Origin of the sequence: Sphingomonas sp. UBA978 (assembly GCF_002292295.1) — a bacterium.
Taxonomy (GTDB): Bacteria; Pseudomonadota; Alphaproteobacteria; order Sphingomonadales; family Sphingomonadaceae; genus Sphingomonas.
On sequence record NZ_DBBS01000019.1, the window covers coordinates 64240 to 77261 of the forward strand.

Annotated in this window: 9 protein-coding genes; 5 read left to right on the top strand and 4 right to left on the bottom strand. The window is 68.8% G+C overall.

Features of this window, described 5'->3' with window-relative positions:
* The first annotated feature begins 29 nt into the window (after positions 1-29).
* Positions 30-1076, top strand: coding sequence for a homocysteine S-methyltransferase family protein (locus tag B2515_RS11755; RefSeq protein WP_293876506.1), 1047 nt, complete (start codon positions 30-32; stop codon positions 1074-1076).
* 126 nt (positions 1077-1202) lie between these two features.
* Entirely contained in the window at positions 1203-3881 is a 2679-nt protein-coding gene (metH, locus tag B2515_RS11760) for a methionine synthase (protein ID WP_293876508.1), read from the top strand.
* Positions 3882-3992: 111 nt separating this feature from the next.
* Here metH and B2515_RS11765 read toward each other — a convergent pair whose 3' ends face one another.
* Positions 3993-5201, bottom strand: coding sequence for a cation:proton antiporter (locus B2515_RS11765; protein WP_293876510.1), 1209 nt, complete (start codon positions 5199-5201; stop codon positions 3993-3995).
* 195 nt (positions 5202-5396) lie between these two features.
* Between B2515_RS11765 and B2515_RS11770 the strand changes: the two genes are divergently transcribed.
* Complete coding sequence (locus B2515_RS11770; RefSeq protein ID WP_293876512.1) at positions 5397-6323, top strand: right-handed parallel beta-helix repeat-containing protein; 927 nt, start codon at positions 5397-5399, stop codon at positions 6321-6323.
* Positions 6324-6457: 134 nt separating this feature from the next.
* On the opposite strand, the gene B2515_RS11775 is transcribed toward B2515_RS11770, so the two are convergent.
* From B2515_RS11775 to B2515_RS11785, 3 genes are all read right to left on the bottom strand, one after another.
* Positions 6458-6751, bottom strand: coding sequence for a hypothetical protein (locus B2515_RS11775; protein ID WP_293876514.1), 294 nt, complete (start codon positions 6749-6751; stop codon positions 6458-6460).
* A 90-nt stretch (positions 6752-6841) separates the two neighbouring features.
* The gene (locus tag B2515_RS11780; RefSeq protein WP_293876516.1) at positions 6842-8065 is read right to left on the bottom strand and encodes a sialidase family protein; all 1224 of its coding nucleotides are present in this window, start codon (positions 8063-8065) and stop codon (positions 6842-6844) included.
* Between the two features lie 446 nt (positions 8066-8511).
* Positions 8512-10179: an alkaline phosphatase family protein gene (locus B2515_RS11785; RefSeq protein WP_293876518.1), complete on the bottom strand. Its 1668-nt coding sequence runs from the start codon at positions 10177-10179 to the stop codon at positions 8512-8514.
* Between the two features lie 85 nt (positions 10180-10264).
* Between B2515_RS11785 and B2515_RS11790 the strand changes: the two genes are divergently transcribed.
* Positions 10265-12262 (top strand): protein-disulfide reductase DsbD family protein, encoded by a 1998-nt coding sequence (locus B2515_RS11790; RefSeq protein ID WP_414711391.1) that lies wholly within the window; start codon positions 10265-10267, stop codon positions 12260-12262.
* Between the two features lie 123 nt (positions 12263-12385).
* The coding region (locus B2515_RS11795) for a circularly permuted type 2 ATP-grasp protein (protein WP_293876522.1) at positions 12386-13022 on the top strand (637 nt) is incomplete at its 3' end.

Below are 13022 nucleotides of genomic sequence, written 5' to 3' on the forward strand. Positions count from 1 at the left end.
TGACCGAGGGGGGCTTTCAAGGACAAGACATGACCATCCGCGACACATTCCTGGGCGAAGCCGCCAAGCGCATCCTCATCACCGACGGCGCGTTCGGCACCGAAATCCAGAACTGGAAGCTGTCGGAAGCCGATTACGCCGGATCGCTGGGCCTGTCCCACGACCAGAAGGGCAACAACGACATCCTCGCGTTGACCAAGCCGGAGGTGCCGGCCTCGATCCATCGCGCCTATTTCGAGGCGGGGGCGGATATCGCGGAAACCAACACCTTCTCGGCGAACCGGATCAGCCAGGCCGATTACGGCGCCGAGCATCTGGTGCGCGAGATCAACGTCGAGAGCGCGGCGATGGCGCGGCGGATCGCCGACGAATTCGCCGCGCGCGACGGCCGGCCGCGCTTCGTCGCCGGCGCGATCGGGCCGACCAACAAGACGCTGTCGCTGTCGCCCGACGTCAACGACCCCGGCTATCGCGAGATCGACTTCGACTATCTGAAGGGCGTGTATCGCGAACAGATCGATGCCCTGGTCGAGGGCGGCGCCGACTTCATCCTGATCGAGACGGTGTTCGATACGCTCAACGCCAAGGCCGGGATCATGGCGACGCTGGACGCCGCGGACGATCTCGGCCGCGACCTGCCGCTGATGCTGTCGATGACGCTGACCGACCTCAGCGGGCGCAACCTGTCGGGTCATACGGTCGAGGCGTTCTGGCATGCGGTGCGGCATGCCAGGCCGGTGACGATCGGGCTCAACTGCTCGTTCGGCGCGGAGCAGCTGCGGCCGCACGTCAAGACGCTGAGCGAGATCTGCGACACGCTCATCATGGTCTATCCCAACGCCGGTCTGCCCAACGAGCTGGGCGCCTATGACGAGGAGCCCGCGACGACCGCCGGGCTGGTCGGCGAATGGGCGCAGGCAGGGCAGGTCAACGTGCTCGGCGGCTGCTGCGGATCGACGCCGGCGCATATCAAGGCGATCGCCGACATGGCGCGCGGGGTCGATCCCCGCCGGATACCGGTGCCGCCGGTGCGGACGCGGCTGGCGGGGCTGGAGCCGTTCACGATGGCGGCGTGACCTGACGCCTCTCTCCTTCGGGGGAGGGGTTGGGGTGGGGGACACCGCCTCCGCCGAAACGATCGCCTGATGGGACAGGCCCCACCCCGACCCCTCCCCTGAAGGGGAGGGGCTAGAAAGACCGAAATGACCACCACTGCCTCCGCTACCCAGTTCGTCAACATCGGCGAGCGCACCAACGTCACCGGCTCCGCGGCGTTCAAGAAGATGATTATGGCCGGGGACTATACCCGTGCCGTCGAGGTCGCGCGCCAGCAGGTGGAGAATGGCGCGCAGGTGGTCGACGTCAACATGGACGAGGGGCTGCTCGACGCCGAATTCGCCATGACCACCTTCCTCAAGCTGATCGCGGCGGAACCCGATATCGCGCGGGTGCCGATCATGATCGACAGCTCGAAATGGAGCGTGATCGAGGCGGGGCTGAAGTGCGTATCCGGCAAGCCGATCGTCAATTCGATCAGCATGAAGGAAGGCGAGGAGGCGTTCCTCTACCATGCGCGCAAGTGCATGGCCTATGGCGCGGCGGTGGTCGTCATGGCGTTCGACGAGGTCGGGCAGGCGGACACGCAGGAGCGCAAGGTCGAGATCTGCAGCCGCGCCTACGACCTGCTGATGGGCATCGGTTTCCCGCCCGAGGACATCATCTTCGATCCCAACGTCTTCGCGGTCGCGACGGGCATCGAGGAACATAACAATTACGGCGTCGATTTCATCGAGGCGTGCAAGGCGATCAAGGCGCGCTGCCCGCACGTCCATATCTCGGGCGGCCTGTCCAACCTGTCGTTCAGCTTCCGCGGCAACGAGCCGGTGCGCCGGGCGATGCACTCGATCTTTCTCTACCACGCCATCCCTGCGGGCATGGACATGGGGATCGTCAACGCCGGGCAGCTCGACGTCTACGACACGATCGATCCCGAACTGCGCACCGCCTGCGAGGACGTCATCCTCAACCGCGATCCCGAGGCGGGCGACCGGCTGGTCGCGCTGGCGGAAAAGTATCGCGGCACCGATGCGGTCGCGGAAAAGCAGGCGGCGGAATGGCGCAGCCTGCCGGTCACCAAGCGGCTCGAATATGCGCTGGTGAAGGGCATCGACGCGCATGTCGTCGACGATACCGAGGAATGCCGCCAGCAGTTCGCGCGCCCGATCGAGGTGATCGAAGGCCCGCTGATGGACGGCATGAACGTCGTCGGCGACCTGTTCGGATCGGGCAAGATGTTCCTGCCGCAGGTGGTGAAGAGCGCGCGCGTGATGAAGAAGGCGGTGGCGCATCTGCTGCCCTTCATCGAGGCGGCGAAGGAGCCGGGCGCGAAGGGCAAGGGCAAGATCGTGATGGCGACCGTCAAGGGCGACGTCCACGATATCGGCAAGAACATCGTCGGCGTCGTGCTCCAGTGCAACGGCTTCGACGTGGTCGACCTCGGCGTGATGGTGCCCTGGTCGAAGATCATCGCCGCGGCGAACGAGAACGACGCCGACATGATCGGCCTGTCGGGCCTCATCACGCCGAGCCTCGACGAGATGGTGACCGTCGCAGAAGAGATGAAGCGCGCGGGCATGACGATGCCGCTGCTGATCGGCGGTGCGACCACGTCGAAGGTGCATACCGCGCTGCGCATCTCGCCCGCCTATGACGGGCCGATCGTCCATGTGCTCGACGCCAGCCGCGCGGTCGGTGTCGCCACGACGCTGGTCAGCGACACCCAGCGCGACGCCTATGTCATCGGCGTTGCCGAGGAATATGAGAAGGTGCGGATCGCGCGCGCCAACAAGGGGCAGAACGACCTGCTGCCGCTCGCCGAGGCGCGGGCACGCGGACTGACGCTCGACATGGCGTTGAAGGCGCCGCCGGCGGCGCAGCCGGGCGTGCATCGCTTCGACGACTGGGACCTCGCCGACCTGCGCGACTATATCGACTGGACGCCGTTCTTCCGCGCCTGGGAACTCGCGGGCAACTTCCCGGCGATCCTGACCGACGCGGTCGTCGGCGAGAGCGCGACCGGATTGTACGCGGACGCGCAGGCGATGCTCGACCGGATCATCGCCGAGAAGTGGCTGACCGCGCGCGGTGTCGCCGGGCTGTGGGCGTGCCATCGCCACGACGACGACGTTTGGGTCTATACCGAGCATCGCGAATCGCATCGCAGCCCGGACGGCGCGAGCATTCCCGAAGGCTTCCACATCCCCAACCTCGACCGCACGCAGGAGGCGACCGTGCGGCTGCCGTTCCTGCGCCAGCAGATCGCCAAGCGCGAGGGCCGGGCGAACATGTGCCTCGCCGACTTCATCGATACCGCCGGCGACTGGATGGGTGGTTTCGCGGTCGGCATCCACGGCATCGACGCGCATATCGCGCGGTTCAAGGCGGACAACGACGATTACAACGACATCCTGCTGAAGGCGCTGGCGGATCGTCTGGCCGAGGCGTTCGCCGAGCGGCTGCACGCGCATGTCCGCACCGATTTGTGGGGCTATGCGCCGGGCGAGCAGCTGACCAACGAGGCGCTGGTGCGCGAACAGTATCGCGGCATCCGGCCGGCGCCGGGCTATCCGGCGTGCCCGGAGCATTCGCTCAAGCGGACGCTGTTCGACATGCTCGATGCCGAGGCGAACACCGGGCTGGAGCTGACCGAGAGCTTCGCCATGCTGCCGACCGCGGCGGTGTCGGGATTCTACTTCGGCCATGCGCAGGCGGAATATTTCGGCGTGGCGCGGATCGGGCAGGATCAGGTGGCGAACTATGCCACGCGGCGCGGGGTGGACCTGAAGCAGGCGGAACGCTGGCTCCGGCCGAACCTCGACTGATCGGACGACGACGCCATCTCCAGTTCGTCATTGCGAGTGTAGCGCGGCAATCCAGAACCGGACCAGGGCGCCTTGGATTGCCGCGCTGCGCTCGCAATGACGGGGCGGTGCCTAGAATCCCCGCTTCCGCAACGCCGGGTCGCGCTTCAGCATCGGCGCGACGATCGGGATCGTCAGCATCGTGCTCGCCACCGCCATCAGCAGCAGCGCGGTGAACGTCTCGTTGGTGATGATATGCTTGTCGAGCAGGATGTTGGCGAAGATAATCATGATGAGCGCCTTGGTCTGCAGCAGCCAGCCGATCGCCCTGGCGTCGCCCTTCGGCCATTGCAGGATGCGGCCCGCCAGATGCACGCCGGCGAGCTTGCCGCCGACCGAGGCGAGCAGCAGCAGCGCGGCGGCGGCGAACACTGCGGTACCGCCGACGCCCCATTGCGTCTTGAGGCCGGTCGACAGGAAATAGACCGGCATCACCGCGAGCAGGATGGTGCCACGGAACCGGTCCATCCGTTCCTCGCCGAACCAGTGCGCGTCGAGCACCGCGCCCGCGAGGAACGCGCCGACCATGAAGTGCAGCCCGGCCCAGTCCGCGGCGAACCCGCACGCCGCCAGCCAGATCAGCCCGACGTACCAGCGGTCGTTCTCCGTGATCGCGCGGAGCAGCCGGCGGATCGCCCAGGTCGCGAGCGCGAAGCCGATCAGGAAGCCCGCCTGCCGCCCGACCCGCTCCCAGTCGAGCAGGATCAGCGCGAGCACGCCCCAGATCGCGATATCGTCGAGGCTGGCGTAGCGCAGCACGCGCTGGCCGAGCGGCGCGCGCAGGATGTCGAGTTTTTCCATCAGCAGCACGAGGATGGGGAGGGCGGTGACCGCGCAGGCCATGCCGATGCCGAGCACCACCTGCCAGTCGGCGCCGTCGACGCCGCGCCAGCCGGGAAAGCGCAGCATGACGAGCGCGGCGAGGCTGCCCGCCAGCAGGGGCATGCCGAGCGCGAGGCCGGCGGTGATGCCGGTTTCGCGGCGCCGCTTCCACGCCTCCCCGACGTCGAGTTCGAGGCCGGCGACCCAGACGAACAGCATCACCGACCACCAGGCGATGCCGTTGAGCGCGCCCAGGGTCGGTGCGGCGAACACGAACGCATAATAATCGGGGAAGAGCGCGCCGAGCACGCCCGGCCCGAGCAGGATACCGCCGATGATCTGCACCACGACCAGCGGCGCCCAGTAATCGGTGCGCCCCAGCCGCCACACCAGCCAGGGCAGCGTGAAGATGATGAGGATCGCGAGGAGGAAGACCTCCGTCGGTGACATTGCGTGCATCGTCGGCCCTGCTCCCCCGTGGCCGACCCCCCGGCCGCCTCCGTCTTGCCGCCCTAGTCGATCACGCCGCGCGCATGCAATCGCGCGTCATTGTGGGACAGCGGCCGGCCACGGTAACCGGTCGCGCCATCGCGCACCGGCGTTAACCGCGAAAGCCTCTGGTTTCGGTGTACCTTACCGGCGCAGGATCGCGGCATGACCCGCATCCTCCTCGCCCTCGCCCTGATCGCCGCGCCCGCCTTCGCGCAGGGCGGCAAGCCCTTCACCATCGCCGAAACCGGGCAGGGGTTCGACGATCTGCAGGCGGCGGTGTCGTCGGTGCGGATGGGGACCGCAACCATCCTGATCGCGCCCGGCACCTATCGCCAGTGCGCGGTCCAGCAGGGCGGGCGCATCACCTTCAAGGCGGTCCAGCCCGGCACCGCGATCTTCGAGAAGGAGACGTGCGAGGACAAGGCGGCGCTGGTGCTGCGCGGGCAGGGATCGGCGGTCGATGGACTGGTGTTCCGCGGCTACAGCGTGTCGGACGGCAATGGCGCCGGCATCCGTGCCGAGATGGGCGACCTGGCCGTCACCAACGCCATGTTCCTCGACAGTCAGGAGGGCATCCTCGGCGGCGAACCGACCGGGCAGCGGATCACGGTCGACCGCTCGACCTTTTCAGGGTTGGGCCAGTGCGACGAGGCGGTGAATTGCAGCCACGCGATCTACCTCGGCAACAAGGGCAGCGTGACGATCACCCGCTCGCGCTTCGAGCGCGGCACCGGCGGCCATTACGTCAAGCTGCGCGTGCCGAACGTGACGATCACCGATAACAGCTTCGACGACACCGCGGGGCGCAAGACCAATTACATGATCGATCTGCCCGACGGCGCGCGGGGTCTGATCGCGCGCAACACGTTCGTACAGGGGCGGGGCAAGGAGAACAGCAGCGGCCTGATCGTCGTCGCCGCGGAGAACCGGACCTTCTCCTCCGCCGGCCTCAGGATCGAGGAGAATGACGCGCGCATGGCCCCCGGCGCGCCCGGCAATCCCGCCTTCGTCGCCGATCTCAGTCACCAGCGGCTGGCGGTGGGCGCCAACCGCCTGGGGCCGGGCATCCGGATGTTCGAGGTGCGCTGACCACGGATAGTGGTGCGCGCCTTCGCACGCCGTCATTGCAAGCGAGGCGACGCGATCCATCGTTCCGCGCAACGCGCCAGATCACGCCGTTCCGCACCCGGACGAAATAATATTGTCAGCGACCCGCGCGCCGATCACGTGCCGTGGAGGATACGCTGTACCCGGCGACGGATATAGGCCTTGTGCTCGGACGTCAGCGTGCCGCCGTCCTGCCGCAGCAGCTCGGCGGCTTCCTCGCGCAGCGCGATCGCCCATCGCACCTTCTGATCGCGCAGCGTCGGCGTATCGTCGGATTGCCAGGGCAAGTTCATGAATGGCATCGGCGGTTGAAGGCCGATCGGTGCCGGCGTGTTGAACCGCGATTCGGGCGATTGCGCCGCAGCAAGCGAGGGTAATGCCAGCGCCAGAATGAACAGCATCCGCTTCACGACCGATCTCCCGTTCCGTTCGGAAGGATAAAGCCGCAGACGGCGTCCGGTTGCAAGCGCCGGCGACATCGCCGCCGATGGGCGGCGTCGCTACTCCAGCAACCGCGGATCGATCACGACATGGCGGATGCGCGTGCGGTTGTGCGTGTAGGTCACGTGGACCAGTCCGTCGCCGGTCTGGATCACGGCGGGATAGGCATAGCCGTCGGGCACCGGCGCGCTTTCCAGCGTCAGCACGTTGCGCCAGTGGATGCCGTCGTCCGACAGGCCGACGTTGAGCGGCCAGCGCGGGCCGTCGCCGGGCGTGTCCGGCCGGTGCGCGCTGTGATTGTAGACGATGAGCTGGCGGCCGTCCGCCAGCGTCACCGCGTCGGTGCCGGCATTGGGGTTGGGCAGGTCGATCGCCGCGAGCGGCGACCAGCTGCGGCCGTCGTCGCGCGACCAGCTCATCGCCAGCGCGCCCTGCCGGGTGCGGGCGACCAGTTCGATGCGACCGTCGCGATGGGTGAGGACGCTCGGCTGGATCGCCTCGATCCCCATCGGCGAGGCGATCTCCGGCCCGACCTGCCAGCTGCGGCCGCGATCCTCCGACCGTTCCATGCGCAGGAACCAGCGGTTGCGCGCCGGCGTGCCCTGCTCGCGGCTGGAGGGCGACAGCCAGGTGCCGGCGGCGGTGACGACCGGCTTGTTCTTGATCGGACCGAGCACGCCGTCGGGCAGGCGGCGCGGCGCGCCCCAGTGGCGGCCGCCGTCGGTCGAGGTGATGACCATTCCCCACCAGTCGCGCGGCGACGGGCCGACCTTGTAGAACAGATGGAGCGGCTGGCCCTTGGGCTGGAACAGCACCGGGTTCCACGTCGGATAGCGCCGGTCGCCGTCGCGGCCATCGGCGACGGTGACGGGCGTGTCCCAGCCCCGTGCGGTGCGGCGGGCGAACCGGATCGTGACGTCGGGCCGGCTCTCGCCGCTGCCCCCGAACCACGCGGCGGCGAGACTGCGGTCGGGCAGCTCGACCAGCGTCGAGGCATGCGCCTGCGGATAGGGCGGGGCGGGGTCGATGAACTCCGACGCGAGGATCGGCGTGGGGCGGTGTTGAGCGATCGCCGGGGTGGCGAGGGTCAGGGCGATGGCTGCGGGCAGGAGCCGGTAGAAGGGGTGTTCACGCGAAGGCGCGAAGCCGCGAAGGGATAGAAGGAAGGGTTCACGCGGAGACGCGGAGACGCGGAGGGATATTTGGCATCCCGGACGCGTCAGCGGCCAGCCTCGTCCCCGCGGCGGGTTGGCGAGCGGGACGCTCCGCGTCGATGGCGACACCTCCGCGTCTCCGCGTCTCCGCGCGAACCCCTCTTCCTTCTCTTCGCGGCGTCGCTCCTTCGCGTGAACCATCACTTCAGACACGTACCCCCGGCCCCCCCGATCGAGATCGAGGCAACGCCCGTCGAGCCCCTTGACCGGCAGGCCGGTCGTCGTCGCCCGCATCGGGGTGGCGGGGGTGAGGGCGATCGCCCGAGGCAGGCGCTGGCGGAAGGGGTGTTCACGCAAAGACGCGAAGCCGCGAAGGGATAGAAGGAAGGGTTCACGCGGAGACGCGGAGACGCGGAGGGATATTTGGCATCCCGGCCGCATCAGCGGCCAGCCTCGTCTCCGCGGCGGGTTGGCGAGCGGGACGCTCCGCGTCGATCGCGACACCTCCGCGTCTCCGCGCCTCCGCGCGAACCCCTCTTCCTTCTCTTCGCGGCGTCGCGCCTTCGCGGGAACCATCACTTCAGACACGTATCGCCGGCCCCCGGATCGAGATCGAGGCAACGCCCGTCTAACCCCTTCACCGGCAGGCCGATCGTCGCCGCCAGCGTCGGGGCGATGTCCACCGTCTCCACCGACAGCGGCTGTTCGAAGCCGGCCATGCCGCGGCGCCAGAACAGGATCGGCACGCGGCGGTCGTAATCCCATGGAGACCCGTGGGTTTCGACATAGCCGGTCGTTGGCGCCTCGATCGTCGTCACCCGCGGCTTGAGCAGCACGAGGATGTCGCCCGAGCGGTCCGCGTCGAACGAGGCGCGGGCACGTTCCAGCAGCGTCCAGGTTTCGGGCGGGCTGGTCGGCATCGCCTGCGTGGCGATCTGCGCGCGTGGGAAGGCGGCGGCGACCTGCGGCAGCGCGGCGAAGCGGCGCTGCGCCTCGGCCGACACCCTGGCGCGGGTCGCCGCGGGCAGGCTGTCGGCGATATAGACGTCGCCCTCCGCGCCGAGCAGCACCGGCCCCTTCAGCCCCAGCGCGGCGGTGACGGCGGCATCGACCGCCTTGATCGAGGCTTGCGGAGAGACATGCTCCTCCATCGGCATCGCATGCTGCTGCTGGCGTTCGGTCATGTCGTGCGCACCGTGATCGGCGGTCAGCACGACCTCGTAATCGAGGCCCCAGCCGTCGAGCGCGGCGAAGAAGCTGCCCAGCGTCTGGTCGAGCTGCTGCATCTGGATGCACATCTCGGTGCCCTGCGTGCCGAGCGAATGGCCGATATAGTCGGTCGCCGACGCGCCGATCGCGATGATGTCGGTTTCCTTGCCCTGGCCGAGCTTCATGTCCTGGATCAGGCCCGCGGCGATCGCGAAGACCGCGGCGTCGCTGGCGGGGGAGGCGCGGAAGCCCTTGAGGTCGCCCGCCGCGCGCTCGAACCGGCCCTGGCCGAACACCTTGCCCGCGACGGTGATCGGACGATCGAGCGACCGGCAGAAGGCGGGAAGGGGCAGCGCCGCCTGCGGTTGCGCAATCAGCGCGGCGACCGCGTCGCGGCCGCGCTGCACCGCGCGCGGGACGGCGCGGCCGGCGTAGCTGACATAGGTCTTGCCGTCCCACCACCACAGTTCGTCGACCTTGTGGCCGCCCATCATCACCGCGGCGCGATCCTTGCCCGCGACCGAGACGACGCGGGTGGCGGGGCGCGCGTTCTTCATCATCTCGCCCAGCGTGGGCACCTTCAGATGCTTGTCGCTGACCGTGTAGCTGTCGTGGGTGGAGCCGGTGACATTCTCGTCCTCCGAACAATAGACGATCTTGTCGGGGCGGCCGACGCGCTGGTCGAGCCAGTTGTTGGCGACGATCCCGGTGTGCGCCGGGCGCATGCCGGTGAGGATCGTCGAATGGCCGGGGCAGGTCTCGGTCGCGGCATGGCTCTGATAGCCCGACGGGAAGACGACGCCGGTCAGCAGCCGTGCGAAGCCGTCGGTGAAGTGATTGCGATATTGCTGGAACAGGTCGGCGGAGAATTGGTCGACCGAGATCGCGACGATCAGCCGCGGCGGCGTGACCGGCGCAGGCGTCGGCGCGGGCGTAACGGCCGCCGGCGCCGGCGCCGGTGCCGGCACGGGCACCTGTTGCGCCGCGATCGGCGCGGCGGTGGCGAACAGGGCGGCGGCGATCAGCGCTTTCATCGGGGACACTCGTGTTAGTGGGCCGCGACCGCTATGGCGGTGCGCGATGCATGGGGCAAGAATGGCAAATCGGATGACCGCGGCGATGCGCGCGCTGTGTTGCGCGCTGATGACGGTGCTGGCGTTGGTCGCGACGGGGACGGCGCATGCCGACCTCGCGCCCGCGAACGGGCCGCCGCATCTCGCGATGACGCTGGTGCCGGACAGTGCGGCACCGCGCGCCGGGCAGACGCTGACCCTCGCGCTCGACACCCGGCCGGAAAAGGGCTGGCACGGCTATTGGCGCAATCCCGGCGATGCGGGCTTCGCGCCGTCGCTGACCTGGACGCTGCCGAAGGGCATGACCGCCGATGCCGATCTGCAATGGCCGGTGCCGACGACGCTGCTGATCGCCGGCCTGATGAACTATGTCTACGAGGCGCCCTATGCGCCGCTGGCGACGCTGCACCTGCCGCAGGGGCTGGCGCCGGGCACGCGGTTGCCGGTACGATTGTCGATCAACTATCTGGTCTGCACCAATGCGATCTGCGTGCCGGAAGCGCAGGACCTTGCGCTCGACCTGACCGTCGGCGACGGCGCGCCGGCCAATGGCGACCGGTTCGACCGCTGGCGCGCCGCCATCCCCAAACCGCTCGATGCGGCCGGCACTTATCAGGTGAAGGACGGCAGGCTCGTCATCGCGGTGCCGTTGCCCGCGGCGGCGACAGTGCGGGATGCGGCCTTCTTTCCCTATGGCCCCGACATGGTCAGATATGCCGCGCCGCAGACGGTGACGCGCGATGGCGACCGGCTGCTGATCGCGACCGACGGTGCGCCGAAAGGGCGGATCGAGGGCGTGCTGCGGATCGGTCCCGACCTGGGGCTGAGCGTCCATGCCGTCGCCGGCACGGTGGCGATGCCGACCGATCGCAGCGGCTGGTCCGCGGCCCTGCTGGCGTTCGCCGGCGCGGTGCTCGGCGGGCTGATCCTCAACGTCATGCCCTGCGTTTTCCCGATCCTCAGCCTCAAGGCGCTGCATCTGGCGCGGGGCGGCGAGGACGAGCGTGCGGCGCGGATCGATGCGCTCGGCTATATGCTGGGCGCGGTGCTGATGTGCGTCGCGCTCGGCGGGCTGATCCTCGGGCTGCGCGCCGGCGGGTCGGCGGTCGGCTGGGCGTTCCAGCTGCAGGACCCGCGGATCGTCGTGCTGCTGATCGCGCTGACCTTTGCGATCACGCTCAACCTTGCCGGACGGTTCGAGGTGCCGGTGCCGCAATTCGCCTCGCATGGCGGCGCGGCAGGGTCGGTGGCGACGGGCGCGCTGGCGGCGTTCGTCGCGACGCCCTGTTCGGGGCCGTTCATGGGCGCGGCGCTGGGTGCGGCGCTGGTGCTGCCGTGGCCGGCGGCGCTTGCGGTGTTCGCCGGCCTGGGGCTGGGGTTGGCTTTGCCCTTCCTAGCGATCGGCTTCGTACCCGCGTTGCGCCGCCGCCTGCCGAAACCCGGCCTGTGGATGGAGCGGTTCCGCCGGGTGCTGGCGGTGCCGATGGCGCTGACCGTGCTCGCGCTGCTGTGGCTGGCGTGGCGACAGGCGGGCAACATCGGGCTGGCGCTGGGACTGGCGACGATCGTCGTCACCGGCATCGTGCTCGGCCTCGGCGGCCAGCGGCAGAAGCGCGGGCTCGGCTTCGGCTGGGCGCTGGCCGCGGCGGCGCTGGTGCTGCCGGCCGGGCTGGCGGCGGCGCTGACCGGCGGCGCGGCGCGTCCGGCCAAGGTCGGCGGCGATGCGTTCAGCGAGGCGCGGCTCGCCGCGTTGCGCCGGGAGGGGCGGCCGGTCTTCGCCTATTTCACCGCGGACTGGTGCCTGTCGTGCAAGGTCAACGAAGCTTCGTCGATCGACACCGCCGCAACACGCGCGGCCTTCGCGAGCAACAAGGTGGCGGTGCTGGTCGGCGACTGGACCGACGGCGACCCCGCACTCGGGCGGTTCATCCAGGCGCACAACCGCGCCGGCGTGCCATTGTACCTCTATTATGCGCCGGGCGCCGCGGAGCCGCGGGTGCTGCCGCAGGTGCTGACGCCGGGGATGCTGGCCGCATTGCACTGAAACCCGCCCTTACCGGGACAAAATGTCCGGTCCGTGCCGCATCCCGCCATAAACGGCCCTTGTGCAGCGCAGCGATTGCCCGCAGCATGGAACCTCAAAGTCGTGGAGGGCTTTACCGTTCCGATGGGGAAACGACCGGCGTTCGACGAAATCATGGGGATGACCGGCGATGTTCCGCCGCGTCCCGCATTGGCAGCTCTTGGCAAATGGCTCGAGGATACGCCTGACGGCGAACTTCGCCGTCGGCAGGAAGCGGCGGAGAACACCTTTCGCCAGCTCGGCATCACCTTTGCGGTCTATGGCGACACCGACACGCGCGAACGGATCATCCCGTTCGACATCGTGCCGCGCGTCTTCATGGCGGACGAATGGTCGCGCCTGTCCGAAGGGCTGGTGCAGCGGGTCGAGGCGATCAACGCCTTCCTCGACGACATCTATGGCGAACGTCGCATCCTCAAGGAGGGCGTGCTGCCCGCCGACCTGATCCTCGGCAATCCGCAATTCCGCCCGGAGATCGCGGGGATGCGCCCGCCGCACGGCATCTGGGCGCATATCTGCGGCATCGATCTGGTCCGCACCGGGCCGGACGAATTCTACGTGCTGGAGGACAATGCCCGCACGCCGTCGGGGGTGAGCTACATGCTCGAGAACCGCGAGGCGATGGTGCGGCTGTGTCCCGAGCTGTTCCGCGAATATCGCGTCGAGCCGGTCGACAGCTATCCCGACCGGTTGCTGGAGACGATGAAGTCGGTCGCGCCGC